The 25987-nt window shown below is 65.1% G+C and carries 19 protein-coding genes; 6 read left to right on the forward strand and 13 right to left on the reverse strand.

All coding sequences use genetic code 11. The features are described from left to right. Positions 1-448 precede the first annotated feature (448 nt). From P0D89_RS27685 to P0D89_RS27695, 3 genes are all read right to left on the reverse strand, one after another. A complete protein-coding gene (locus tag P0D89_RS27685) occupies positions 449-1795 on the reverse strand; it encodes a sugar efflux transporter (RefSeq protein WP_408357827.1) in 1347 nt (448 codons plus the stop codon). Positions 1796-1989: 194 nt separating this feature from the next. Next, on the reverse strand, positions 1990-2472 hold the full coding sequence (locus tag P0D89_RS27690; RefSeq protein WP_408357852.1) for a hypothetical protein: 483 nt from the start codon (positions 2470-2472) through the stop codon (positions 1990-1992). Between the two features lie 198 nt (positions 2473-2670). Then, positions 2671-2967 carry a DUF2628 domain-containing protein gene (locus P0D89_RS27695; protein WP_408377517.1) on the reverse strand — a complete coding sequence of 99 codons (297 nt, stop codon included), beginning with the start codon at positions 2965-2967 and terminating at the stop codon, positions 2671-2673. 228 nt (positions 2968-3195) lie between these two features. Between P0D89_RS27695 and P0D89_RS27700 the strand changes: the two genes are divergently transcribed. From P0D89_RS27700 to P0D89_RS27710, 3 genes are all read left to right on the forward strand, one after another. Next, positions 3196-3516, forward strand: coding sequence for a thioredoxin family protein (locus P0D89_RS27700; protein WP_408377518.1), 321 nt, complete (start codon positions 3196-3198; stop codon positions 3514-3516). Between the two features lie 148 nt (positions 3517-3664). Next, on the forward strand, positions 3665-4084 hold the full coding sequence (locus P0D89_RS27705; protein WP_149669422.1) for a secondary thiamine-phosphate synthase enzyme YjbQ: 420 nt from the start codon (positions 3665-3667) through the stop codon (positions 4082-4084). A gap of 127 nt (positions 4085-4211) precedes the next feature. Further along, positions 4212-5231: a class I fructose-bisphosphate aldolase gene (locus tag P0D89_RS27710; protein ID WP_408357824.1), complete on the forward strand. Its 1020-nt coding sequence runs from the start codon at positions 4212-4214 to the stop codon at positions 5229-5231. Positions 5232-5325: 94 nt separating this feature from the next. Here P0D89_RS27710 and P0D89_RS27715 read toward each other — a convergent pair whose 3' ends face one another. From P0D89_RS27715 to P0D89_RS27730, 4 genes are all read right to left on the reverse strand, one after another. After that, positions 5326-6348 (reverse strand): alpha/beta hydrolase, encoded by a 1023-nt coding sequence (locus P0D89_RS27715; RefSeq protein WP_408357823.1) that lies wholly within the window; start codon positions 6346-6348, stop codon positions 5326-5328. A 174-nt stretch (positions 6349-6522) separates the two neighbouring features. After that, complete coding sequence (locus P0D89_RS27720; protein ID WP_408377519.1) at positions 6523-10731, reverse strand: CheR family methyltransferase; 4209 nt, start codon at positions 10729-10731, stop codon at positions 6523-6525. A 368-nt stretch (positions 10732-11099) separates the two neighbouring features. Beyond that, complete coding sequence (locus P0D89_RS27725; protein WP_408357821.1) at positions 11100-11384, reverse strand: hypothetical protein; 285 nt, start codon at positions 11382-11384, stop codon at positions 11100-11102. A gap of 162 nt (positions 11385-11546) precedes the next feature. Further along, positions 11547-13700 carry a hybrid sensor histidine kinase/response regulator family protein gene (locus P0D89_RS27730; protein ID WP_408377537.1) on the reverse strand — a complete coding sequence of 718 codons (2154 nt, stop codon included), beginning with the start codon at positions 13698-13700 and terminating at the stop codon, positions 11547-11549. Positions 13701-14046: 346 nt separating this feature from the next. Here P0D89_RS27730 and P0D89_RS27735 point away from each other — a divergent pair, with 346 nt between their 5' ends. Continuing rightward, complete coding sequence (locus P0D89_RS27735) at positions 14047-15621, forward strand: FAD-dependent oxidoreductase (RefSeq protein ID WP_408377520.1); 1575 nt, start codon at positions 14047-14049, stop codon at positions 15619-15621. Positions 15622-15714: 93 nt separating this feature from the next. Further along, on the forward strand, positions 15715-15897 hold the full coding sequence (locus P0D89_RS27740) for a hypothetical protein (protein WP_408357819.1): 183 nt from the start codon (positions 15715-15717) through the stop codon (positions 15895-15897). A gap of 106 nt (positions 15898-16003) precedes the next feature. Here P0D89_RS27740 and P0D89_RS27745 read toward each other — a convergent pair whose 3' ends face one another. From P0D89_RS27745 to glgX, 3 genes are all read right to left on the reverse strand, one after another. Continuing rightward, on the reverse strand, positions 16004-18010 hold the full coding sequence (locus P0D89_RS27745; protein ID WP_408377521.1) for an AI-2E family transporter: 2007 nt from the start codon (positions 18008-18010) through the stop codon (positions 16004-16006). A 302-nt stretch (positions 18011-18312) separates the two neighbouring features. Further along, on the reverse strand, positions 18313-18492 hold the full coding sequence (locus tag P0D89_RS27750) for a DUF2934 domain-containing protein (protein ID WP_408357817.1): 180 nt from the start codon (positions 18490-18492) through the stop codon (positions 18313-18315). 187 nt (positions 18493-18679) lie between these two features. Next, positions 18680-20896 carry a glycogen debranching protein GlgX gene (gene glgX, locus P0D89_RS27755; RefSeq protein WP_408377523.1) on the reverse strand — a complete coding sequence of 739 codons (2217 nt, stop codon included), beginning with the start codon at positions 20894-20896 and terminating at the stop codon, positions 18680-18682. 362 nt (positions 20897-21258) lie between these two features. Between glgX and P0D89_RS27760 the strand changes: the two genes are divergently transcribed. Continuing rightward, positions 21259-21666, forward strand: coding sequence for a PRC-barrel domain-containing protein (locus tag P0D89_RS27760; protein WP_408357815.1), 408 nt, complete (start codon positions 21259-21261; stop codon positions 21664-21666). 412 nt (positions 21667-22078) lie between these two features. Here the strand turns inward: P0D89_RS27760 and P0D89_RS27765 are convergent, their stop codons facing one another. The 3 genes from P0D89_RS27765 to P0D89_RS27775 form a co-directional block, all read right to left on the reverse strand. Next, complete coding sequence (locus P0D89_RS27765) at positions 22079-22540, reverse strand: response regulator (protein ID WP_408357814.1); 462 nt, start codon at positions 22538-22540, stop codon at positions 22079-22081. 456 nt (positions 22541-22996) lie between these two features. After that, the gene (locus P0D89_RS27770; RefSeq protein WP_408377524.1) at positions 22997-24685 is read right to left on the reverse strand and encodes an ATP-dependent DNA ligase; all 1689 of its coding nucleotides are present in this window, start codon (positions 24683-24685) and stop codon (positions 22997-22999) included. After that, on the reverse strand, positions 24682-25782 hold the full coding sequence (locus P0D89_RS27775) for a ligase-associated DNA damage response exonuclease (protein WP_408377525.1): 1101 nt from the start codon (positions 25780-25782) through the stop codon (positions 24682-24684). The genes P0D89_RS27770 and P0D89_RS27775 overlap by 4 nt, the downstream gene beginning before the upstream one ends. Positions 25783-25987: the final 205 nt, after the last annotated feature.

Here is a 25987-nt window from a genome sequence, read left to right on the forward strand (position 1 = left end):
GGTTCGGCTGGTGGCCGCGAGGCGGTGGTTGCGGGGTTGCGGCGGCTGCTTCGGTGTGAATTCAGTGGTGAATTCAGTAGCGAATTCAATGGCGAAGCGAGCGGCCTCACGCGCTTATGCTGAACACTGTAGCCGCGTCGGTGCGCGAACGCCGGACACACGGTAGCCGCCCCGGCTGATTCGTGCAGCAAAGCGCGTATCGCCGCGCGCGTCTAAAGACGATACGCCTCTTTGCAGAGGCGTGGCGCGGCATAAAGTTCCTGGTGTGGGTGTCTGTGCATGTTTGGATGTGCGCGTGCGGTCGTCCGTGCGCCTCTATATGGGGCATCGGTATCGGCGCGAGCGTGCGCGCGCATGGGGACCTACGTATGCGTAGACGTCTGCGCCGCGCTCGCCCGAGCTTGAGCCCAGCTACCACCTTACACACCAGCCCCGCTTCGGCGCGACGTTACTCGCCGCGCCCAGCCACCTGCTGCCGCCGCTTCGCCAGAATCTTCGCGTACTGCTCGCCCACGAACCGCTTCACCGCCCGCCACATCAGTGGATAGCGGTAACCCGGCACCGCGAACAGCACCAGCGCGCACAGCGCCAGCAAGCCGCAGAACAGGAACGTGCCGCGATAGCTGAACGCCTGCACCAGCAGGCCCGACAGCACGCCCGACAGAATCGAGCCGACCCGCGCCGCATTGAAGAACAACGCGGTGGCGCGGCCCGGCGAATGCGGCATCAGGTCCTGCACGTAGGTCATGCCCAGGCACGAGGTCACGGCGACCACGAACGCATTGAGCATCTGCATCGGAATCAGCACGTTGACATTGCCCGCCAGCGACATCCCGACGAAGTACACCGCATGCACCGCCGCGCACGCGGCCAGCCAGTTCGGCTTGTGCAGCGACGCCGCCTTCGCGCCGAGCGCGAGCATCATCGGGATCTCCATCAACGCGCCGAGGCCGAGCATCACCGACACGTCCAGATGCGAGCCGTTCAGCCCATGCACGATGTAAAGCGGCAGCACGATCATCGTCGCGTTCGCGGCGAGGCCGAGCAGCGTCAGCGCGGCCACCGCGCGGCCGATGTCGTTGGCCGACGCGACGCCGGGCAGGTCCTCGTGCGCGTCCTCGCCAGGCGCGGTCAGCGGCGGCACGGTGATCGACGCCGACGGCTCGGACGCGGTGTCCTCGACCGTGTGATCGCCGAGATGGCCTTGCGGCTCGCGCATGCGCCACACGATCATCGCGCAGGTTGCGAAGCTGGCCGCCGCGAACAGAAAGAGTCCATAGAAGCTGGTGGCCGCGAGCACCAGTGCGCCCACCGACGGCCCGAACACCCACGCCGCCGACAGGATGGTCCGCAGCGTCGCGCTCGCGAACACGCGCTCCTCCGGGTCCGGCACCGGCAGCGCCGCGCGGCTGAACGCGAACACCATCGAAATGGCCGAGCCGCCCGCGCCGATGAAAACGATGCCGACCAACAGCAGCAGCCGGTAATCGCGCACGACGCATAAGCATAAATAGCCGAGCGCGGCGGCCACCAGCGCCGCCAGCAAGAGCGGCCGATGCCGTCCGCTGGCGTCGGTCCAGCGGCCCGCGAGCGTGCTGGCGAGCACCCCGCTCGCGGCGATCAGCGTCATGAACACGCCGAGCCGGAACGGCGTCATGCCGGCGCGCTCGACGCCGAACAGCGATAGATACGGAGCGGTGAACGACATCGCCACACCTAGCATGAGGGTGGCGGCGGCCAGCGGCTTGAAGCCAGGGATGCGCAGCAGGTCGAAAAAACGTGAGGTTTTCAACACGAGGGGCTGTGGGTCAGGTGGAGCGAGCCTGATAAGCGCGATGCGCGCCGGAGGTTCGGGGCCGGAACGACCGGGGCATTATCGACCTAGCTTGTGGGCGCGTAAACCCGCGCCGCGCTGTCCCAAATTCGCACGGCGCCGCGTGCTCTGCGCGATAACGGCGCGATGACGCCCAACTGGGCGCACGCTGACGGCTACTTGCCGTCGTTTGCACGCATTTGCTGCGCTTGCGCCTTGTAGTCGTAGGTCGGATAAAACTCGGTGCGGTAACCGCCCCATGCGGTCGACTCGATCGCCCGGTTGACTTCGCGCAGCCGGCTCGCCGGCACGCGCAGCGTGACCACCTGGCCAACGCCCATCATCACGTACCAGGACACGACTTCGATGCCGGGCGGCGGAAAGGTCTTGAAGAAGCCTTGCGCGCGCAACTGGTCGTTGATCTTCGGCAGCGGTTTGGACTCGTCGTGGCGCAGGAAGATGGTGAGCAGGAAGGTGTCGTCCGACGCGGATGCGGCGAGCGGCGCTGAAGCGGTGGCCGCAATCGCGGGAGTGCCTGGTGTGGCGGTTGTCGCGGCGGGCTCGGCGCCATAGGCAAGCGGCGCAACGGCAAACGACGCAGCGAACCACGCCACAAACGACGCGGCCAGCGCCGCGCGCAACGTGCGACGCCCGGGCATCGCGGCATATCTGACAGACCGGCTTGTAGCGATTGCAAATGCAATGGGCATGAATGCCTCCATGAAGGGTTGAGCAACATCTTCCGCGTGCGCCTCGGCCACGCCGCCGCGCACGATGCAGCCGGGGCGGGGGCCGTCAGCCTCGCGGCGGCGTGACATCGGCAAGATCCGCTGCCGCGAGACCCCGGCCCACGCGCACTATACCAGGACGTAGCCGCGCTGTTCGAGCGTCCAGCGATGCCATCGGTTGCCATAAGCGCCGCACGCAACGGCGAACACAATGGACAGCACCATTCCGATCAGGTCGGCCGTCTCGCCCCACAAACCCATGCCGAACAGAATGAGATTGACCGCCAGCATGACGAACGCGGCGAACCACATTTTCTTCGACAACGCCCAGATGAAACCCAACAGGCATGCTCCCCAACTGAAGCCGCTCCCGACTGCGACGGCTTCGTCGTTGCCGGGGTAGTGCAGATAGATCTTTGCTTCCATTTTCCTTCCTGAACGCATTGGCGCGCCGCCCTCTTGCGGCGCAGGCACGATGTTTAACACGCGGCGGCGCAAACGGGCGAGTTCGCGCGCAATCCGAACGAAGCGCTCGCCGGCTCCGCTTCCTCTCGCATCGAGCCGCTCTGTGACGATCGGCAGCATAGCTGCTACTCTTGGCAAATCCACAGCAGGGCAGCCTGCCTGCAAAGTTTGAACACCATCGGAGCACGCATGGCAACCCAGACAGCCTACTCGTCAAAGGCCCCATCACGCGCTGAACTCGACGCGCTCTCCGGCGTCACCGTCGTCGAATTCGGCACCGACTGGTGCGGCTACTGCCAGGGTGCGCAAGCGTCGATTGCCAGCGCGCTCGCGCCGCATGGCGGCCTGAGGCACCTGAAAATCGAAGACGGCCCCGGCCGGCCGCTTGGCCGCTCGTTCAAGGTCAAGCTCTGGCCGACGCTGGTGGTCGTGCGCGACGGCATTGAGATGGCGCGCGTGGTTCGGCCGCGGGGCACAGAGGAAATCGCGCAAGCGCTGGCGTCGGTCTGATTCGCGTGCTGCTCTCGGGGCGACGCTGTCAGGCAAGCCCGGGCATACGGCACATGCGCCCGGTGCGCACCGGACCACGGCGCGACAGCCGCCACCACCGCAACACCGTACCCACTCCGCGCCACGCTATCCACCTCGATCACCTATCATGCGACAAGCCATCCACCATCTGAGCGTCAAGGCCCGCACCCGCGGCCTCGTCGAGTTTACCGACGAAGCGCGCGGCTTCGTCGCCGGCCAGGGAATCAGCACCGGCCTGCTGACGCTGTTCTGCCGCCACACGTCAGCATCGCTGCTGATCCAGGAGAACGCCGACCCTTCGGTGCAGCGCGATCTGGAGCGCTACTTCGCGAGCCTCGCGCCCGAAGACGCCGAGCGTTACGAGCACGACGCCGAAGGCCTCGACGACATGCCGGCCCATCTGCGCACCGCGCTCACCCAGGTGCAGCTGTCGGTGCCGGTCGAGCATGGGCGGATGGTGCTCGGCACATGGCAAGGCTTGTATCTGTTCGAACATCGCCGGCATACGCAGCATCGCGACATCGTGCTGCATCTGCTCGGCGAATGAAGCGGGCGTGGCGCGATCGAGCCGCAATCGTCAGTCGCCAGTCGCGAGCCGCCGTTTTTTGCACTTGAATTGATCGAAGGACTGTCACGGCATCTGATCCGCAAACCGGAGCAAAGGGAGGCATTTCATGGACACCCGTAGCGAGCTGCAAGCCACCGTCAAAGCAATGGTTCAACCCGGCAAGGGCCTACTCGCCGCCGACGAAAGCGGCCCGACCATCGCCAAACGCTTCAAGACGATCGGCCTCGATTCGACCGAGGAGAATCGCCGCGCCTATCGCAATCTGCTGCTCGGCACGCCGGGGCTCGGCGAGTTCGTGAGCGGCGTGATTCTCTACGAAGAGACGCTCGGCCAGAAAGCGGACGACGGCACGCCGTTTCCGCAGCTCGCCGCCCGCAACGGCATCGTGCCCGGCATCAAGGTGGATCTCGGCAAGGTGCCGCTCGCGCTCGCGCCCGGCGACGAGATCACCGAAGGACTCGACGGCCTCGCCAAACGCTTCGTCGATTACAAGCGGCAAGGGGCGCGCTTCGCCAAGTGGCGCGCGGTCTACAACATCACCGCGAGCCTGCCGAGCCGCCTCGCGATCGAAGCGAACGCCGACTCGCTCGCGCGCTATGCGGCGATCTGCCAGGAAGCGGGCATCGTGCCGATCGTCGAACCGGAAGTGCTGATGGACGGCGATCACACGATCGAGCGCAGCGCGGACGTCACCGAGGCGGTGTTGCACGAGGTGTTCAACGCGCTGCACCGGCATCGCGTGGTGCTCGAACACATTCTGCTGAAGCCGAGCATGGTGCTCGCCGGCTCCGAGCATGCGCAGCAGTCGTCGAGCGCCGACATTGCCGCTTATACGGTGCGGGTGCTCAAGCGCACGGTGCCGTCGGCGGTGCCAGGCGTCGTGTTTCTGTCGGGCGGGCAATCGCCGGAGGAAGCCACCGCGAATCTCGACGCGATGAACCGGCTCGGCACGCTGCCGTGGAATCTGAGCTTCTCGTATGGACGCGCGTTGCAGGAGCCGCCGTTGCAGGCATGGCGCGGCCAGGCGGGCAATCTCGCGGCGGCCCAGCAGGCGCTGCTCAAACGCGCGCGCCTGAACGGCGCGGCCGCGCTCGGCAAGTACGACGCGGCGCAGGAAAAGGGTTAGGCGGGTGCTGGTTGGCGTTGCGCCGTGCGCCGAGCTTCAGCCTCGCGCGGCAGCGTAACGCCAGAGCGCCATCACGCCCGAACGCCCATGCCCGCTACAGCGGCGCGCCGCCGAACGCTTGCCGCTGCGCCAGCGACACGAACGCTTGCGCATCGCGCGCCGCCTGCACCACGGCGGCCATCCCGAAGAACTCGTGCGTCGCACCGCGATAGTTGCGATGCTCGACCGCCACGCCCGCGCCTCTCAGCCTTTGCGCGAGCTTTTCACCCTCGGAGCGCAGCGGATCGATGCCCGCCGTCACGATCGCGGCCGGCGGCAGGCCGGACAGATCGACGCTCAGCACATCGATCAGCGGGCTGGTCAGATCGACCTCGCTGTTGATCAGGTTATGAATGAACCACAGCATCATCGATTTGTTCAGCGGCCTCGCGTTGCGATTCTCCTCGTAGGAAATCGACACGATGTTGTTGCTCGCCACCGGATAGATCAGCGCCTGGTGAAGCGGCATCCGCGTGCCGGTGTCGCGCGCGCGGATCGCCACGTTGATAGCCAGATTGCCGCCCGCGCTCTCGCCCATCACCGCGACCTTGTCCGGGTCGCCGCCGAGGCTCGCCGCATTGTCGAGCAGCCAGCGCCACGCCGCGAACGCATCGTCGTGCGCGGCCGGCAAGCGGTGCTCGGGTGCCTGGCGATAGTGCGCCGACACGACGATGGCCTTACTCTGCGCGGCCATCGAGCGCGGCGTGGCGTCGTAGGTATCGAGATCGGCGATCACCCAGCCGCCGCCGTGAAAATACAGGATCAGCGGGAACGGCCCCTCGCCTTGCGGCGTGTACACGCGCGCCGGATTGCTGCCCGCCGCGCCGGCAATCGCGATGTCCTCGGTGCGCACCGCTTGCAGTTCCGGCGACGGCCGCGCGCTGAACGCGGGATCGTTCATCAACTGTTTGACGGCGTCGGCGGGCGTGGGCTGCTGGCGGGCCTCGTCGACCGTGCATTCCTCGATCGGCTTCGGGTTCAGACTTTTGAGCGCGTCGAGCACGGCTTTCATGTCGGGATCGGCATGCCCGGTCGGGTCCAGCCCGACCATGCCTTTGATGGTGTCACCGAGTGTCATGGCAATGCTCCTGATGGATGAACCCACGGACCCATCAAGGCATTCAGCGCCGCGCCCGACGACCCGTCATACGGTCGTTTTCAGCAAGCGCTATTCCCGTCGAACGAACGCGGCGCGCGCCGTCTGCGCGCCCCCGGCGCCTCCATTGCACAGACAAAAACCGGTGCTTCCCCGTCAGCGGCTGCCAATCGTCGCGCGCGCGATCTTGTCGACCAGCGCCTGCAGCGACACCGGCTTGCCGAGATGACCGTCGTAGCCCGCGCGGATTGCCCGCGTGGCGTCCTGCGCGCGCCCGAAGCCGGTCAGCGCGAGCGCCGGAACCGACGCCGTGCCCGGCAGTTGGCGCAACGCGGCGATCAGTTCATAGCCATCCATGCCCGGCATGCCGATATCCGACAGGATCAGGTCGAACGTCTGATGCTGGGCCACGGCCAGCGCGGCCGCGCCAGTGGTTTGCGGCCACACCTGCGCGCCTTCCATTTCGAGCAGGGTCTGGAACGCCTGCAGGCTTTCGACTGCGTCGTCCAGCAGCAGAATCCGCACGCCCTTGAGCAGGCTGGCGTCGCCGGGCATTTCACGGCTTTCGCCGGGCACCTCGGCGCTGCCGGCCGGCAGCCACACACGAAACCGCGCGCCCTTGCCAAGCCCCGCCGACTCCGCCTGCACGTGTCCGCCATGCATCTCGGTCAGTTGCTTGACGAGCGCGAGGCCGATGCCGAGACCGCCGCTATGCCGCCGGTGCGAACCCTCGGCCTGGCTGAACATGTCGAACACGTGCGGCAGGAACGTCGGTTCGATGCCGCGCCCGGTGTCGCGCACTTCGATGCATGCATGGCCGCTTTCCTGCGAAAGCTTGATCGTCACGCTGCCGCCAGGCTGCGTGAACTTCACCGCATTGCTGACGAGGTTCCACAATATCTGTTCGAAGCGTACCGGGTCGGCCTCGATGAAGAACGGCTCGGCCGCGCCCGCCACGTGCACGCTCACCTGGTTGGCGAGCGCGTCGGGCTCGATCGCACTACTCACTACCGCGGTGATCGCCGCGATGTCCACCCGCGAGCGCTCCAGCGCCAGCTTGCCGGTGCGCACGCGCGACAGGTCCAGCAGATCGTCGATGATCTTCGCGAGGCTGACCACCGAGCGGCGGATCGCATCGGCAACATCGTGCACGACCGGCAGCCCCTGGGTGGACGGCGCGCGGTCCAGCATGTCCGCTTTCACGTGAATCAGGTTCAGCGGATTCTTCAGTTCGTGCGACAGCACCGCGAGGAACTCGTCCTTCAGCCGGCTGGCCGCCTCGACCTTCTGCCGCACCGAGCGTTCCAGCGAGATCTTGCGCTGTTCGAGCGCCTCGGTGCCTTTGCGCTGCGTCAGATCGCGCACGATCTTCGCGAAGCCGCTGAAGCTGTCAGACGACACCGGCGTGATCACCCCGCTGCAATAGAGCCGCGTGCCGTTTTTGTGCACATACCAGCGCTCGTCTTCGGCGCGGCCGTCTCTCGCCGCGCGCTGCCGTTCGATCGAAGGCTCGTTGGCCTCGCGCTCTTCCGGCAGATAGAGCGGGTCGAGCATCTGCCCGACCATCTCGCTCTCGCTATAGCCGAAGATGCGTTCCGCGCCCTTGTTCCACGTCACCACGCGGCCGTCCGTGTCCTGCACGATGATCGCGAAGTCGTTGGTGCTTTGCGCGGCGAGATGCAACCGCTCTTCGCTGGTGCGCACCAGTTGTTCCGCGCGCCGCAACGCGCTGATGTCGACGATGGTCAGCACCGCGCCGTCGATGCGGTCGTCGGTGGTGCGATACGGCGACAGCCGCGCGAGGAAACAGCGCCCGCCGGTGCCGCGAATCTCGCGCTCGATCAATTGCAGCGATTCGAACACGGCGGCGGTGTCGTCGGCCAGTTGCGGGTAGTCGAGCCGGTGCGTGATGTCGTGCAGCGGACGGCCCACGTCGGACGGAATCACGTTGAACAGCTCCGTCGCGGCCGGCGTATAGCGCTTGATGTGCATCTCGCGGTCGACGAACAGCGTCGCGATGCCGGTCGACGCGATCACGTTCTGCAGGTCGTCCTTGGCCTTGCCGGTCTCTTCGATCTTGGCCTGCAACTCGGCGTTGACGGTGAACAGTTCCTCATTCAACGATTGCAATTCTTCCTTGCTGGTCTCGAGTTCCTCGGTGGCCGCGCGCAATTCCTCGTTGATCGCCTGCAATTCTTCGTTCGACGCCTTCAGTTCCTCGGTGGACGCCTCCGACTGCTCGACCGTCGAGCGCAATTCCTGTCTGGTGCGATGCAGTTCGTCTTCCAGATGCACCAGCAGCGAGTCCTGCGAAGCCGGGCCCGGCGTCTCGCGCGGCGCCGCGGCGGTGTCGGCCGCGATCTCCTCGAAAATCACCAGCGCGAATTCGGGCGCGTTTTCCGTACCCCGGTAAGGCCGCACGATGATCCGCACGCGCGCTTGCGGCGGGAAGTCGATTGGCGGCGTCGACACTTCCTGGTGGCCGCGCAGCGCCTGGAACAGGGTCGCGCGCAATTGCAGCCGCAACGCCGGCTGCACCAGCATGATCAGGTTGTAGGACGGCTCACCGCGCGCGAAGCGCAGAAAACGGCCGGCGTGCTCGGACATATGCAGGATGTTCGCATCGATGTCGACCACGACGCTGGGCGGCGCGTACAACTCCAGGATCCGATGATGCAGGGCTGCAAACGGCAGCGCCTGCCGCAGCGGCGGCGTAGGCCCGGCACTCGCGACGGCGGCCGCGCCGCCGTGCTGCAGCACCGGCACGCTGATCGGCGGACGCACCGTGCTCGTCACCACGTTCGCGCGATAGATGCGGTTCTTCTTGTCGACCGCCGTGAACAGATCGCCGGCGGCCTCGGCGGATTCGGAACTGCCGAGCAGCAGAAAACCGCCCGGTTGCAGCGCGAAGTGGAACATCTGCAGCACCTGGGTCTGCACGTTGCGATCCAGGTAGATCAGCAGATTGCGGCACGACACCAGGTCGACGCGCGAAAACGGCGGGTCTCGCAGCACGTTGTGCACCGCGAACAGCACCCGTTCGCGGATCGCCTTGGCGACGCGAAAGTGCGCCCGCTCGGCGGTGAAGAACTGGCGCAGACGCCGGGCGGAGACGTCCGCGGTGATCGACTCGGGATAGAGGCCCACGCGCGCGAAGGCAATCGCGCGCTCGTCGATGTCGGTCGCGAATAGCTGCACCGGAATGCCTTCGTGCCGCTCCGGATGTTCGGCGAGCAGCATCGCCAGCGAGTACGCTTCCTCGCCGGTCGCGCAACCGGCTACCCACGCGCGCACCGGGTCGTCCGCGCATTTTTTCTGGAACAGCTTCGCCACGATCTCGCGCTCGACGACCTCGAAGGTCTCGCGATCGCGGAAGAAATTGGTCACGCCGATCAGCATGTCCTTGAGCAGCGCCGGCGTTTCCTCGGGATGCGTGAGCACGTAATCCTGGTAGGCTTGCAGATCGGGAATACCGTTGACCTGCAAGCGCCGCTCGATGCGCCGCAGAATGGTGGCGCGCTTGTAATGGCGGAAGTCGTGGCCGGTGCGCGCGCGCAACGTGGCGAGCACGCCGAGCAGGGCCCGCTCGGCGGTCGAGGCCGAATCGGGCGGCTCGAGCGCGAGCGTTCCGGGCTCCTCGTCCGCGACCGGCAGGCGGATCGCGCGTGCATTGTCGGCCAGCTCGCGCAGCTTGCGCGGCATGTCCGCGACCGGCAGCGCGAGGTCGATCATGCCGGTGGCGATTGCGTTCTGCGGCATCTCCGGGTAATCGGCGTCCGTCGGCGCCTGCGCGATCGTCACGCCCCCCTGCTCCTTGACCCTGCCGATGCCGGTCGCGCCGTCCGCGCCGGTGCCCGACAGCACGATCGCGATCGCGCGTTCGCGGTGGGTGTCGGCGAGGCTGCGGAAGAACAGGTCGATGGCGATCGGGCGGCCGCGCGGCCGGTCGGTTTCGATGGACGTCAGGTGGCCGTCGTCGAGCGCGAGATCGTGCGACGGCGAAATGACGTACACATGGTTCTTTTCCACCTGGAGCGTGTGCTGCACCTGATGCACCGGCATCCCGGTGGCGTGCTGCAACACCTGGTCGGCGCTGCTCGAATGGTCGGGCGACAGATGCAGCACGACCACGAAGGCCATGTCCATATCCGCCGGGGTGTTCTCGAAAAATCGCAGCAGCGCCTGCACGCCGCCCGCGGACGCGCCGATGCCGACCACTGGAAAGTCGAGTGCGCCTGCGCCATGCGCGGCGCTGCCCGCCGCGCTGGCGGCGGGGTTGGGAGTCGTCTGTGCGCCTGCTGGCGAACTCGCCTGCGCGGAACTCCGCGCGTTTGTTCGAGACGCACCTGCTTCACTGCCACTCATACTCATCCCTTGTGCGATGCGTCGCGTCTGCGCCGGCCTCGTCCGATGATGGCGAGGAGCGTTCGTACCGTCCAATATTGTCGCGTGTGTGGCGTCGCATTGCAAAGTCCGGCTTCCCGTGGCGTGCCTGGGGGGCTCTCTTGCATCGATGGCGCTGGCGCCGATCGGCCAGTGCCCTCAGGCGCCGCACCGGCTGCAACGAATCCGGGTCGATCGCCGGGTTCCCGGGGGCGGCACGGCGATCCATGTGGATCGAGCCGTTGCGCACCACCCCTCGCCCGCCGCGCTCGCGCTCGCCGTCACGTAGCGCGGCCTCCGAGGACCGGCGCCCCGCGCCGGTTTTACCGCCCGTTTGCTTGTGGCCTGTCTCACTGCCCCTTCGTGTCGCTGCTGGCGTTGGCCCCCGGCATGTTGGTGGTGTCGGTGGCTGGCTTGGTCGCCTTCGACTGCTTCGCGTAATGCTTCTTCGGATGAGCCATCGCGCCGGACGCCGGCATGTCGCCGCCTTCGCGCGACGAACCGGCCGTGGTGCCACCGCTCGGGTCATTGCCCGCTGGGCCGCCACCACCACCGCCACCGCCGGCGCCTTGCGCCATCGCAAGCGACGAAGCGGCGAAGAATGTGGAAACCAGCAGTGCATATCTGATCTTCATAGCTGTTCTCCTGTCAGGAAAAGAAGTGGGATGCGCCGGCTGTGCCAGCCGGAAAACGCATGCCTCGAATTCCTTTCAGCAAGGGCTATGCCGCGCACGATGGCGCGTCTGGACAGCATTTGAAGTGCTCAGGAAAGGGCGCCACGCGCGCCGGACCACGCGTTACGGTCCGCACGCCACCAGCGCGTGCAGTTCGTCGATATCGAAGGGCTTCGCGAGAATCGCCACACCCAGGCGGCGCGCGCGTTCGAGTTCGTCGGCGTAGCCGGTCATCAGCACGATCTTCTGCGACGGCCACGCGCTGCGGACTTTTTCCGCCAGGTCGATGCCGTTGAGCTTGCCCGGCATCTGGATATCCGACAGCACGAGTTCGAAACGCGCGCCGCCGCTCAGCACGTCGAGCGCCTGGTCCGCGGTGGGCTCATGCCGTACTTCGCAGCCAAAGGTCTCCAGCACGGCCGCCACGCCGGCCGCCACGTCCTCGTTATCCTCCACCAGCAGCACGACGCCGGCCGGCGTCGGCACGGGCTGCCGCAGCGTCTCGACATCCGCGGCCGCCGCTTTGCGCTCGCGATGACGCGGCAGATACATCCGCACCGTGGTGCCGCTGCCAGGCACGCTCTCGATCTTCGCGGTGCCGCCCGCCTGCTCGCACATCGACAGCACCTGCGCGAGCCCAAGGCCGGTGCCCGAACCGCGCAGCTTGGTGGTGAAGAGCGGCTCGAATGCACGGCGCGCGACCGCCTCGGGCATCCCCTCGCCGTCGTCGGTACAGGAGATCAGCACGTATTCGCCGTCGGGCAGCAAGGTCTCGCTGCCGACCAGCCGGTTGTTCTGACAGCGGATCACGAAGCGCCCGCCACGCGGCATCGCGTCGCGCGCGTTGACCGCCAGGTTCACGGTCGCGAATTCGAGGTCGGTCGGATCGGACAGCACCGGCCATACATCGTCGACCATGTTCAGCGCGAATTCGATCGTGTCACCGAGCGCGGCGTCGATCAGCGGCGCCGCCGCGGGAAACCAGCGGGCCAGGTCGACGCGCTCCTGTTTGAGCGGCTGCTTGCGCGCGACGCTCAACAGGCGCCGTGTCAGCGATTCGGCGGTGGCGGTCGCGCGCTCCACCGCGAGCACTTCCTTCTCGACGTTGTGGTAGCCCTTGAGCCGTGCGAGCTCGATGTTCGCGGACGCCACCATCAGCAGGTTGTTGAAGTCGTGCGCGACGTTCGCCACCAGGTTGCCGAGCGCGCCCATGCGCTGCAATTGCCGGGTCGACGCCTCGGCCGACAGCCGCATCGCCACTTCGCCCTGCCAGCGTTCCCACGCGCGGCGCTCGCCCGCCAGCTGACGCAGCGAGTAGAACACAAGCAGCCAGATCGCGATACACGGTACGGCCGTGAGCGCCGCGATCATCAGGAAGTGGCGGCGCCAGGCGTCGGCGATCGACGCGGTCGCGTACGCGCTCACCACGTAGAGGGGATAGTCGCCGACGCGGCGAAACGCCAACAGGCGCTCGACGCCATCCACCGTCGAATGCAGACGCACGCGCCCGAACAGCTGCCTGTCGCGCAAGGCCTCGGTGAACGCGCTTTGCGTGCTCGGCCTGGCGTCCGGCGGCGGTCTGGCCGGATAGCGCACCAGCAGATTGCCGTCCTGGCGATACAGGCCCAGTACGAGCGACGAGTCGCCGTTGGTCAGCTCGCGATAAAAGCGCGAAAAGTATTCGTTGCGCAGCGCCACCGACACCACGCCGAGGAACTGGTCATCGGCGCCCGAGCGGCCGATCGCGGTGTTGAACACTTTGGTTCTGGACACTGTCCCGTACATCGGCAGCGAGAAATACGCCTGTGGGCGCATCGCTTTCGCAGCGAGGAAGTCCTCGCGCTGACCGACCGAGATGACCGGCGCGGGATACGCGAGACTCGACACGAGCAGGTCGCCGTTCGCGCCGAGCAGATTGATCGACGACACCTGCGGAAAGTCGCCGCCGATCCCGCGCAGCCGGTCGTGCAACTCAGCTTCGCGCGCGCGAATGTGCGCATCGTCCGTGTTGCCCAGCAATTCGACGATGCGCGAGGCCATCTGCTGGTTGAGGTCCAGCACCTTGGCGGCCTGCTCTTCGGTAACGCGCGCGAGCCGGTCGATCATGTCGTTCGAATCGGCAATCCGGCGCTGGTAATCGAAATAGCCATAGCCCGCGAGGCAGGCGAGCGGAAACAGGATCGACACGGCGAGCACGATGAGCAGCATGCGCCGCGTCGCCGCGAAGTTGCGCGACGGCATGGGGAAATCGACTGCGACACGCTCAGCACGCTGCACGGTCACGATCTCCTGGAAAATAAAGATTGTCAGGAACAGTGTTGCACGTGACGTGCCACGCATGTGGTCGTGCGCTAATTCCCTTGGCCGAATTTACCGCACTTCCGCCGTTCTTCCAAAGCATGCTGAACGAGGGGCCGCCGTTCAGCGGCACGCATCGGGGCGGGCACGTGGATTGCTAATCAGTAGACACTCCGCGCGGGCCGACTTGTATCGCGATGCAGCGCGGGATGCGGCTGCTCGTTGGGTGTCGTATTCAATGCGGCCGCTCGAGTTTTGCTGCTTCATTCGCTGCTTCATTCGCTGCTTCACTTGCCCAAACCCACTGGTTCGCGAGAGACCGATCATGCCAACGACTGCCCGCCGCGTCGCCCAGCTATCGCAACTGCGGGCGGACCGCGCCGAACGCGTGGTGGTGGACAACGAGAACATCCTGCTGGTGCGCGACGGCGATACGGTTCACGCGTATGCCGCCGATTGTCCGCATGCGGGCGCGCCGCTGGAGAAAGGCGCGCTGTGCAGCGGCAAGATTATTTGTCCGTGGCACAAGGGGACGTTCGACGCCGCCACCGGCAACTTGCTCGAACCGCCCGCGTTGATTGCGCTCGACCGCTACCCGGTGGTCGTGAGCGGAGATGACGTAATGGTGACGCCGCAACGAATCCCGCAACCGGTTCGTCGCGTGCACGCGCAAGAGCCGCATTTCGTGGTGATCGGCGCGGGCGCGGCAGGCGCCGCTGCGTGCGCAGCGTTACGCGAATGCGGCTTCGGCGGTCGCATCACGCTGATCGGCGACGAGCCGCATGCGCCCTACGATCGCACTGTGCTCAGCAAATTCGTCCCGTCGGGCGAGATGACGCCGGATGACGTGCCCCCACTGCTCGCGCCGCACTGGCTGGAGCAGCACGGCATCGAGCGGATCGTCGCGAAGGTCGCGCGCCTCGACGTGCCGGCGCGTACGCTGCACTTCGAGAGCGCCGCCACGCCGACACGGATCACCTACGACAGCGCGTTGCTCGCCACCGGCAGCGTGCCGAAGCTCCCCGCGATCCCCGGTTGCGAACTCGGCGGCGTGCACGTGCTGCGCAATCTCGACGACGCCGCCGCGCTGCTCGACGCGCTCGGCGACGACGCCCCGCAAACGCGAGTGGCCATTCTCGGCAGCAGCTTCATCGGGCTCGAAACGGCTTCCGCGCTGCGCAAGCGCGGCGCGCCAGTGACCGTGATTGGGCCCGACAAAGTGCCGTTCGCCAAACAGTTCGGCGAGCGCGCGGGCGAGATGTTCCGCGCGTTGCATGAACGCAATGGCGTGACGTTCCATCTCGGCGCGCAGGTCGCGTCGCTCGAGGGCGAGGAAGGCAACGTGCATCAGGTGATGCTCGAAAGCGGCAAGCCCATCGCGGCCGACGTGGTGCTGCTGGGCACGGGCGTTGCTCCGGCTACCGGGTTTGTCGAAGGCTTGCCGCTGCAGAAGGACGGCGGCGTGATCGTCAATGCGGGCATGCAGGCCGCGCCGGGGCTCTATGCGGCGGGCGATATCGCGATGTTTTCGCTGCGCGAGAATCAGGAGCCGTTGCGCATCGAGCATTGGCGCGTCGCGCAGCAACACGCGCGCATCGCCGCGCAGAACATGTGCGGCGCGCGCAACCGCTATGTCGGGGTGCCGTATTTCTGGACGTATCACTTCGGCAAGCGCTTCGAGTATCTCGGGCATGCGAACGAGTGGGACGAAATCGTGATGGATGGCGAACTCGAACGCCAGTCGTTCGTCGCACTGTATCTGCAGGACGGCAAGGTCGCCGCCGTGCTCGCGTGCGAACGCGAAGCGCATACCGCGCGATTGCTCGATGCGATGGGAGATGGACTGTCGCGCGCGCACGCGTTGGCGATCATCGAGGATGAAACGCGGCGCGCGCGTTAGCGCATTAGGAGCACCTGTACCTCGGCCGGGTCTTGCGCAACGCGCGTGGCTCACCGCACCACGTTTCACTGATTCCCTGAAGGAGAGACCGCTATGACAGCACACAAGGAAAAGCATCCGCACAGTAACAAGAGCGAGAAGCAGATCGACAAACAGGTTGAAGACAGCTTCCCCGCCAGCGATCCGCCGTCGACCGGCGGCACCACGAAGATCGTTCCCGACAAGGATGCGAAGTCGAACGATAAGTCGACTGCTCACAAACCGGCCGGCCGTTAGAGGTATCGAGCACGCTGGGCGCGTAAGCGTCCAACGTACCGTCTGAAGTGCGCGCTCGCCGCATTGTCCGCGTCGCGACCCGCTCTGCTCGCGAAGTGCACAATCATCACTCGACCACAGCCACCTCGTTGCGCTCGGCCTTCTTCACCGAATCCATTCTGCGGCAGGCCGCCAGCACTTCCTGCAACGACGTCGCATAACACTCCGCACCCATCGCGCTTTGCAACTCAGCGCTCCATTTGTCCGTGTCTTCCTGCGCCCACAAGCCGACCACGATCGATACCTTCGGCAAGCGCGCGCGAATGCGCCTAACCAGATAGCGCAGATGTGAAGGAATCCCGTCAATCTGCAAATAGAAAATGCAGACGATGCCGACATCATCCGCTTCCAGACTATCGATCGACGCGCGCGACGCAGCCTCGTGCGGCACCGAGCGTGCCGCAAAACCGTGCTTGCCCAGCAACTGCAACAGGATTGTCGTCGCGAGCGGATCGAGCGCGCCGCGCCCAGGAATGCACAACACCCGGCTATGTGCTGCTTGAGATGTCGCGGCGGCTTCGTGGTCCGCCGCGCTTCTCGCTATGTGCGGCACGGCAAGCGCATGCAATTGGCCATCCTGCGCGAGTTCGTCCGCCGCTGGCGCGACCGGCGCGACCGCGCTCCAGTTCTCCTCCACCGCGAGCGAAGCCGGCTGACGATCCTCATGGCCGTCGAGTCCGTCCACCAGGTCGTTGGTTGTCGCCTCGATGCGCGCGAGCTGCGCTGCGGTCACGCTGCCGCGCACCACGTCGTTCGCCGCGAGCTGCAAGCCCTTGATCGCCACCTCGTCGTAGTAGGCCGACAACGAACGCTCGCGCAGCAATATCTCCGCTTGCTCGATCGCTTCGTCGGGGTCGCCGGCGAGTGCGCGCTGGTAGAAGTTTTCGATCGGCGTCAACGCGGGCTGATCGCCGAGCAGCACGTCGAGAAATTCCAGCCGCCGGACATGCCGGCCGAGCACCAGCAGGCACAGCGTCAGCGGCGTCGACAGGATCAAGCCTATCGGCCCCCAGATCCAGCTCCAGAAGATCGCCGCGACCACCACCGAGAACGGCGACAGTCCCGTGCTGCGACCGTACAGCAGCGGCTCGACCACCTGTCCCACCAGCAATTCCACAGTGACGAACAACGCCAGCGACCAGATCGCCATCGCCCAGCCGGGACTCACCGCAGCGGCGAGCGCGGTGGCGAGCGTGGCCGAGATCCAGATGCCGACGTACGGCACGAGCCGCAGCAACGCGGCGAGAATGCCCCACAGGATCGGACTGGGCACGCCGATCAGAAACAGCCCCGCGCCGATCACGAGGCCCACGCCCGCATTCAGTCCGAGTTGCGAAACGAAGTAGCGGCTCAGACGCCGCGCCGCTTCATCCATCACCATGGTCGTGCGGTGCAGGTCGCGCGATCCGAACAGACGGATCGCGCGGTCACGCAGGTCGTCGCGTTGCAACAGGATCACCACCATCACGACGAACACGATGAACGCCGTTTCGAGCGGACTGATGGCCGGCGACAGCACGCGCCTCGCGAGCTCGAACGGCGTGGGCACCGGTTCGCGCACTTCGACCGGCACGGCGGCCGGCGCATGCGCGCTGCCCGCCGCCGACGCGCCGCGCGGCGTCGCCGGTTGCGGCGGCTCCACAGTCGCGCGTTGCAGCGCCTGGCCGGCCGCACCGGCAAGCTGGGTCAGCTTGCCGATCGTCAGACTGTGCACGGTCTCCAGCTTGCGTTCGATGGTCGCCTGATAGCGCGGCATGCCCGCGGCGAGATCGGTCAGTTGCGTGGCGATCACCGCGCCGAGCATGGCGATGACCGACACCGAAATCACCACCGCCGCGAATACCGAAGCGACATGGCCGAGCTTCAGCCGCGCCAATGCATCGACCAGCGGCGCCACCAGAAAGCTGAGCAGAATCGCGAGCGTAATCGGGATCAGCACCGCGCTCGCGAAGTACAGGCAGGCCACCACGGTGACGCCCACGCCGAGCGCGACCAGCCCGTCGATGCCGAATGCGGCGGACGCCTGGATGCGCGCGGCGGGTCTCGCGCCGCGTGAATCGGGTAAGTCCTTCATGGTGCGATGTATTGGATGTCCGGTTTTCTGTTCTATGGCGCGGGATGCGTGGTGGAGCATGCGAGCCGCCCACGCCGATGGCGTCGCGGCGTCGATGCCGCGCGAGCGCCGGCGTTGCAACTCGCTGCGCACTGCCGTGATTCGTTCAATGCCTCCGTTCAATGCCGCTGATTCGATGAGTTTCGATGGCACGCGCGTTACGCTTTACACGTCAGGTCAGAAGAGCCGCGTTTTACATCCCCTACACCTCGTTTTGCATCCACACGCCATTGCTCATCGTCTGCCTGCATTGCGACGCGCGCTTACTTCACCGGCTCCTCGGCAATCGGCCCGCTTTCTATCGGCGGCGCTTCCTTCTCTATCTCCGCGCGCGCCTGCTCCCAGTATTCGTCAGGCGTGCCCTTGGGGTCCGCGGCCTGTTCCCACAGGTAATAGGCGCGCGTGCGAATCTGCTCCTCTTGAGCGGTTTGTTCCTGTTCCATTTGATCACCTCTGGGTGGACCTCGCGAAGACCGACATCGGCTGCGACGCGCGCTCGCCGCCATTGCGGCGAGCGAACTGTCATCGGCGATCGAGCAAGCCCTATACCTGGACGCCGTCCGGACTCAACCGAACTCGCCTGCACTCTCGACCCCGCGCGCGCAACGCCGCACTTCGGGGGACTAGCCATCACGAACCGGCCGACGCTTCGCCTTCATCGGAAGTGAGTTGCTCTTCAAGCCGGTCGAACACGCGCTGGGTCGCGCGGCTCGGCGCTTCGAGCGCCAACAGCAGCAGCGAGCGCCCAGTCACCTGGTAAGCGTCGCCTGCGCTGAACTGCGGCAGCTCGGGCCGCACCGGCATGTTGGTGTCGAGCAGGCAGGTCCACGTGTCGCCTTCCGGAATATCAGGCAGCGTGAAATTGACGACGTCGTGATGCGCGTTCAGCACCAGCAGCAAGGTCGCATCGGATGCGAGCCGACGGATGCCGCTCGCCTGCGCGCGTCCATCGATCACCAGCCCGAAGCAGCGCATCGACGGATCGTCCCATTGCTCCGCGGAGATATCGGTGCCGTCCGGCGAAAGCCAGCGGGCATCCGTCACGTCGAGCGCCTCGTTGTATTCGCCGGTGAGAAAGCGCCCGCGCCGCAACACCGGCAGACGGTGACGCAGCGTGGTCAGATTCCTGACGAACTCGGTGAGCGCGCGGCCATCGTCGTCGATCGCTTCCCAATCGACCCAGCTGATCTCGTTGTCCTGGCAATACGCGTTGTTATTGCCCTTCTGCGTGCGGCCGAATTCGTCGCCCGCGAGAAGCATCGGCGAGCCTTGCGACAGCAGCAGCGTAGCCAGCAGGTTGCGTTTCTGACGCTCGCGTTGCGCGCGAATCTCGGCGTCGTCGGTCGGTCCTTCCACCCCCATGTTCCAGGACTTGTTGTCGGAGTGGCCGTCGTTGTTGTCCTCGCCGTTGGCCTCGTTGTGCTTGTCGTTGTACGACACGAGATCGTTCAGCGTGAAGCCGTCGTGCGCGGCGATGAAGTTGACGCTCGCCCACGGACGCCGGCCGCGATGATTGAACTTGTCGCCCGAGCCGGTAAGACGCGTGGCGAGATCAGCGACCTTGCCTTCGTCGCCCTTCCAGTATTCGCGCACCGTGTCGCGAAAGCGGTCGTTCCACTCGGCCCAGCCAGGCGGAAAGCCGCCCACCTGGTAGCCGCCGGGACCGCAGTCCCATGGCTCGGCAACCAGCCGCACGCTGGAGAGCACCGGGTCTTGCCGGCAGCTATCGAGAAAGCCGCCGCCTTCGTCGAAGCCATGGGTCTCGCGCCCGAGTATCGTCGCGAGGTCGAAACGGAAGCCGTCTACTTTCATTTCAGTCACCCAGTAGCGCAGGCTGTCGGTGACCATCTGCAGCACGCGTGGATGCGACAGGTTCAGCGTGTTGCCGGTGCCCGTGTCGTTGATGTAGTAGCGCGGCTCGTCGGGCATCAGACGATAGTACGACGCGTTGTCGATGCCTTTGAACGAGATCGTCGGGCCGCGCTCGTTGCCTTCGGCGGTGTGGTTGTAGACCACGTCGAGAATGACTTCGAGATCGGCCTGATGAAATCGGTCCACCATCTCCTTGAACTCGGCCACCGAGTCGGTCAGCGACGCGAAGAAACGCGGATCGGCCGCGAAAAAACCGATCGTGTTGTAGCCCCAGTAGTTCGTAAGACCTTTGTCGAGCAGATAGCTGTCGTTGACGAAAGTCTGGATCGGCATCAATTCGACCGACGTCACCCCGAGGTTGCGGATGTGGTCGAGCACGACCTGCTGTCCCAGTCCTGCAAAAGTGCCGCGCAATTTCTCCGGCACCTCCGGATGACGCCTGGTAAAACCGCGCACATGGGTTTCGTAAAAAATCACGCGCTCCCACGGCAGCGCGTTGCGTTCGGGATGGCTCCACGAGAAATTGGCGTCGACCACCTTGCACTTCGGCACGAAGGGCGCGCTGTCGCGCTCGTCGAACGACAGGTCGCCCTCTTCCGAATCGAGCGTATAGCCGAAAATTTCCGGCGCCCATTTCAACTCGCCGATGTGTGCTTTCGCGTAGGGGTCGAGCAGCAGCTTGTTCGGATTGAAACGATGACCTTTTTCCGGTTCGTACGGGCCGTGCACGCGGTAGCCGTAGACCGCGCCCGGTTTCAGATTCGGCACGAACACGTGCCAGACCTCGTCGGTGTACTCGGGCAGCTCGATACGTTCGATTTCGTTCTGGCCGGACTCGTCGAACAGGCACAGTTCGACCCTGGTCGAGTGCGCCGAGAACAGCGCGAAGTTGACACCGCTTCCGTTCCATGTCGCGCCAAGCGGAAAAGGCGTGCCTTCAGAGATGCGCGTCGAGTAATTGGCCTGGGATGACATAGGGGTTCCTGTGGAAACAAGAGGCGCTTGCGCGCGTGTTCGGATGTAGGCGGTGGTTCAGTCGATGCAGGCAATTCCAGGCCGGTGGCACTCCTTCAAAACTCGCGGATTGCGCGGGTCGCCCGGCCTGGCGCCGGTTCCGGCGAGTATGCGTTGGCGCACCAAACAGCGGGCCCGCTGGATGAGCAAGTTCCAGACCTGGGGCGGTGCGGCGTGGACGATGACGAATCGGCGGCGTCACGTCCCACTTCGCGGCACACCCGCGGCACAGCTTTTGCAGCCAACAAAATGAAAGCCATCCGTGAAGGCCGCCGCACACATGCTGCCGGAGCGCGCCGAACACCACAGGGAGAACATTTATCATGCGCAAAATACAGATCAAGCCGCTTGTCGCCAGCGCAATGCTTTTTACGGCGCTCGCCTCTTCTTACGGTAATACATACGCCCAAGGCGCTCCTCAGGCGATTACCGAAAAACGCACGGATGTGGTTCAACTCGCGAGTGGCTATCGCGCGTCGAAGCTCAGCGGCGCCGACGTGTACAACCGGAGCAAGGACAACATCGGCACGCTGGACGATCTTATCGTCTCGCCGAGCGGCGATCGCGGCACCTACGCAATCCTTTCGGTGGGCGGCTTTCTGGGGATGGGCAAACACCTGGTCGCCGTTCCGTTCAACGACTTGCAGATAGAAAACCGGCGCGTAATGCTGCCCGAAGCCACGAAGAAGTCCCTTGAAGCGCTACCTGAATTCAAGTACGCGCCCGATTAAGTGACTGAAGTAATCGTGGACAGCCTGAAAAGCGTTGTTGACTGATACGGCGTGAGCGCCCAAAGGCGCCCACGATCTGCTGCAAACGGCCGGCAAACAATAAGCCCGTCCAACATAGTCAATAACCCTAACTAACTTGACTAATGCATTTCACCCGGTATTTCACCCGATAGTCATCACGGAATATAACGGGGATATAGCCGGCTATACGCGGTTACATCCGAAGCAAGCATTCTGCAAGCAGGAATGTGAAGAACGATGGTCAGTCCGGTGATTTCGCTGAATCCACGCCTCTGGACATGACGCACTTTTGCAGAGCTTTCTAGCCGTTTTATGACAATGGCTGCGGAATCATTTTCAACAACACGCAATGCGCAACGCATTGCGAACACGCGCAAAATGTCCGCCACCCTCACGGCGGTCCGACGACATGCAGCGCCGCTGCCGACTCAAGCACACGCAAGAGACGCTCCGGGGTCAACGGCTTGGCGCAATGCGCATCGAAGCCCGCCGCCCGCGCGCGTGCGCGGTCGTCCCTCGAAGCGAAAGCGGTACACGCAACCAGCAGCATCTGCGCAGTCGACGGATTAGCGCGCAGCCGACGCGCCAACTCGAGTCCATCCAGTCCCGGCATCTTGATGTCCAGCACCACTGCGAACGGCTGCCATTCGCAAGCCATGGCACAAACGGCGAACGGATCGTCGAGCGCACGGCAATCGAAGCCATCGGCAGTCAGCAGCATCTGCAATGCGTCCGCCGCTTCCCGATAGTCGTCCACCACCAGCACGCGACGATGCGAGACCATTGCATACTGAATTGGCCGCCACACCACGACGTCGTCGTTTTCATCCATCCTTTCATCGAACGTCACCATCTTCTCCTTGGCTTTTGCGTGTGCCGCCGCCGGGCACCCCGGGACGCGGGCGCAAGATTCGCTCCCACTCCGGGGGCAAAGCTCATCGCTCGCCACGCGATAGCTTCGAATGACGTCGCAGCGCTATCACAGCACCGCTGCATACGGCTTACGCCGCACCCACGGTTTGCGAAGCAAGCCGCCATCTACCCATCAATCCAGCCGATTCAATGCAAAATCGCACGATGCCCACGTGCATCGCTGATGCGAAAACGCACTTCTGCCGTGCACTTCGCCCTTGCCGCGTGCATCGCGTGAAGCGCTTGCTGCGGTCCGTCCGGCTGCGCGAATCGTTGCAGCGAAGACGAAAATTTGACGTGTGTTCACGGCGCAATCGGTAGCGTCGACACACTCACAGAATAAGCGAGGAAGCTTGCCGAAATAGCGTCAACGTTTTAGGGGTTTGCGCGCAGCGGGTTATCCCGCACGATCGTCGATGAAGCCCTTGAGCATTGCTAACGTATCGGCATCGTCGATCTGTTTATCGGTACGCCAACGCAGCATGCGTGGAAAACGCACTGCGACGCCCGACTTGTGGCGCGGACTTGGCTGAATCCCTTCAAAGCCGATTTCAAACACCTGTGTGGGCGTGACGCTACGCACGGGGCCGAACTTTTCAACGGTGGTTTTGCGCACGATCGCATCCACCTGACGCATCTCTTCATCGGTGAGACCGGAATAGGCCTTCGCAAATGGCACAAGCGTGCGCACGCCATTCGCTTCATCCCACACTGCAAACGTGAAGTCGGTATAGAGGCTCGCACGGCGGCCGTGACCACGTTGCGCGTAAACCAGCACGGCATCTACCGCATAAGGGTCGATCTTCCATTTCCACCACGTGCCCGAAGCCTTGGTGCGGCCCACGCCATACAACGATTCGCGCTGCTTCAGCATCAGTCCTTCCACGCCGCGCGCACGGCTCTCTTCGCGCAACGCCGCAAGCGCCTGCCAATCGGGCGCGCTAACCAGCGGCGACACGCGCAACAGATCGCGCGCCAACGTGCCGTCGACAGCCGCAGCCAACTCGTCGAGACGCGCGCGCCGTTCGACGAGCGGCGTCATGCGCAGATCCTGGCCTTGGGCTTCGAGCAGGTCGTAAGCAAGCAGCGCGGCGGGTGAATCGGCGAGCACTTTTTTCGTCAGCGTTTTACGAGCAATGCGCGGTTGCAGACGCGCGAACGGCAAAGGCGCAACGGCGCCCGGCTCCCACGCGAGAATCTCGCCATCGATCACATAGCCGTCGGGCAACGCGTCGCCCAATGCAGCCACTTCGGGAAAGCGGTCGGTGATCAGATCCTCGCCGCGCGACCACAACCACACACGGCCGCCGCGTTTGACGAGTTGCGCGCGAATGCCGTCCCACTTCCATTCGATCAACCACTGCGAGGGGTCGCCAAGCGTCGCCGGATCGCTCTGCAACGGATGCGCGAGAAAGAATGGATACGGTAAGCCGGGATCGCCGTCGCCCTGTTGTTCATGCGCATGCTCGCCCGTTTGAGCGCCTTCGCCCGTCACTTCAGGCGCGATCAAACGCAGATAGCGCGCCGCGTCCGGCTTCTGATGCGAATCGGTCCAGCCGACCATGCGTTGCGCAATCCGTTTATGATCGACGCCCGCCACTTCCGCCAACGCCCTGACCACCAGCTGACGCGCGACGCCGACCCGGAAGCCGCCGCCGATCAGTTTGGTCAGCAAAAAGCGGCCGCCCCAATCAAGCTCGTCCCAATAGCTGAGTAAACGCGTGCGCAATTCCTCGGGCGGCACGCCGCGCAAAGTCAGCACGCGCTGCTCGATCCATTGCGTGAGACCCAACTCCGACGTGCGCTGCGCGGGCGGCAAGATATGCGCGATGGTCTCAGCGAGATCGCCTACCGCGTGATACGACTCCTCGAACAGCCATGGCGGCAAGCCGGCACGCTCGCGGGCGATCTCGCTCAACAGACGCGTAGGCACCGATTGACGCGGCTTGCCGCCGGCGAGGAAGTACGACGCCCACGCGGCATCCTCCGGCTCGGCCGCGGCGAAATAGCTGGTGAGCGCTTCGAGTTTGTCGTGCGTGGACGTGGTTGCATCGAGCGCGGTATAGAGGGCGGCGAAGCGTTTCATGCGTGACTCGCCGCTGCCGGTTCGACGCCGCCCGCGGCATCGGCTTCGACGGTGTCGTCGCCATACTGCGTTTCAAATGCGCCTGCTTCGAGGCCCTGCTCGCGCAGCCATCGCACCATCGGCTCGACCGAACCGTGCGTGACGATCACACGCGCGGCGCCGGTAGCGTGTATCGCGCTTTGCAGACTCGGCCAGTCCGCGTGATCCGACAGCACGAAGCCGCGATCGACGCCGCGTCGGCGGCGCGCGCCACGCAGACGCATCCAGCCCGACGCGAAGGCATCGCTATAGTCGCCGAAGCGCCTGAGCCATGCGCTGCCCTGCGCGGAGGGCGGCGCCACGATCAACGCCTGCCTGAACGCCGCCTTGTCTTTAGCCGGGATTTCACCCACCAGGCCGACCGGCGGCAAGCGCACGCCGGCCTCGCGATACGCGCGATTGAGCGGCTCGACCGCGCCGTGACAGAAGATCGGGCCAATCGCCGCGTCGACGCTCGCCATCACGCGCTGCGCCTTGCCGAACGAATAGCAGAACAGCACGGACGCGCGCCCTTCGGCGGCATTGTGACGCCACCATGAGTCGATTCCTTCGAACACGACTTGCGGCGCGTCCCAGCGATAGATCGGCAAGCCGAAGGTCGATTCGGTAATGAAAGCATCGCAACGCAGCGGTTCGAACGGATCGCAGGTCGGGTCGGGGTCGAGCTTGTAATCGCCCGATGCCACCCACACACGTCCCGCGCGCTCGATGCGCACTTGCGATGAACCCAGCACATGTCCGGCCGGATGCAGCGATACGATCGTGGCGCCGATCGCGAGCCGCTCGCCATAAGCGAGCGTTTGCAACGTGATGCCGGGCAAACGCGACAGCAGCACGTTCGCGCCAGCACGCGCAGCGAGGTAGTGCCGGTGTCCGAAGCGCGCGTGATCGGAGTGCGCATGCGTGATCACCGCGCGCTCGACCGGACGCCACGGGTCGATATAGAAATCGCCCGCCGGGCAATACAGACCTTCCGGCCGCGCGACGACGAGATCCCGCGTGTCGTGTTCGTCCTGTTTGTCCGACCCGATGTTCAATTGACGTTCCGGCTGATCCATCGGGCAGTTCCTGAAGTCTGGCTCGGTGGTGAGAGGATGCCGATTCCGGCTCGCTATGCGTGAACGCGCGTGCCTCAACGGTGTCGATACATGGTGAATCATGTCGACATGCATCCACGCAAACAGCACCAAGCAAACAGCATTCCTGGCCAATACACGGCGCACCTGCTTCTTCGCATACCCGAGGCCACGCTTGGCTGCGTTC

The organism is Paraburkholderia sp. RL18-085-BIA-A (assembly GCF_046027075.1).
Taxonomy (GTDB): Bacteria; Pseudomonadota; Gammaproteobacteria; order Burkholderiales; family Burkholderiaceae; genus Paraburkholderia.

Bases quoted from the DNA above. Each gene is read 5' to 3' on its own strand.
- P0D89_RS27690 (WP_408357852.1), bottom strand. From the start codon at position 2,472: ATGCCCGGGCGTCGCACGTTGCGCGCGGCGCTGGCCGCGTCGTTTGTG.
- P0D89_RS27695 (WP_408377517.1), bottom strand. From the start codon at position 2,967: ATGGAAGCAAAGATCTATCTGCACTACCCCGGCAACGACGAAGCCGTC.
- P0D89_RS27700 (WP_408377518.1), top strand. From the start codon at position 3,196: ATGGCAACCCAGACAGCCTACTCGTCAAAGGCCCCATCACGCGCTGAA.
- P0D89_RS27705 (WP_149669422.1), top strand. From the start codon at position 3,665: ATGCGACAAGCCATCCACCATCTGAGCGTCAAGGCCCGCACCCGCGGC.
- P0D89_RS27710 (WP_408357824.1), top strand. From the start codon at position 4,212: ATGGACACCCGTAGCGAGCTGCAAGCCACCGTCAAAGCAATGGTTCAA.
- P0D89_RS27715 (WP_408357823.1), bottom strand. From the start codon at position 6,348: ATGACACTCGGTGACACCATCAAAGGCATGGTCGGGCTGGACCCGACC.
- P0D89_RS27720 (WP_408377519.1), bottom strand. From the start codon at position 10,731: ATGAGTGGCAGTGAAGCAGGTGCGTCTCGAACAAACGCGCGGAGTTCC.
- P0D89_RS27725 (WP_408357821.1), bottom strand. From the start codon at position 11,384: ATGAAGATCAGATATGCACTGCTGGTTTCCACATTCTTCGCCGCTTCG.
- P0D89_RS27735 (WP_408377520.1), top strand. From the start codon at position 14,047: ATGCCAACGACTGCCCGCCGCGTCGCCCAGCTATCGCAACTGCGGGCG.
- P0D89_RS27740 (WP_408357819.1), top strand. From the start codon at position 15,715: ATGACAGCACACAAGGAAAAGCATCCGCACAGTAACAAGAGCGAGAAG.
- P0D89_RS27745 (WP_408377521.1), bottom strand. From the start codon at position 18,010: ATGAAGGACTTACCCGATTCACGCGGCGCGAGACCCGCCGCGCGCATC.
- P0D89_RS27750 (WP_408357817.1), bottom strand. From the start codon at position 18,492: ATGGAACAGGAACAAACCGCTCAAGAGGAGCAGATTCGCACGCGCGCC.
- glgX (WP_408377523.1), bottom strand. From the start codon at position 20,896: ATGTCATCCCAGGCCAATTACTCGACGCGCATCTCTGAAGGCACGCCT.
- P0D89_RS27760 (WP_408357815.1), top strand. From the start codon at position 21,259: ATGCGCAAAATACAGATCAAGCCGCTTGTCGCCAGCGCAATGCTTTTT.
- P0D89_RS27765 (WP_408357814.1), bottom strand. From the start codon at position 22,540: ATGGTGACGTTCGATGAAAGGATGGATGAAAACGACGACGTCGTGGTG.
- P0D89_RS27770 (WP_408377524.1), bottom strand. From the start codon at position 24,685: ATGAAACGCTTCGCCGCCCTCTATACCGCGCTCGATGCAACCACGTCC.
- P0D89_RS27775 (WP_408377525.1), bottom strand. From the start codon at position 25,782: ATGGATCAGCCGGAACGTCAATTGAACATCGGGTCGGACAAACAGGAC.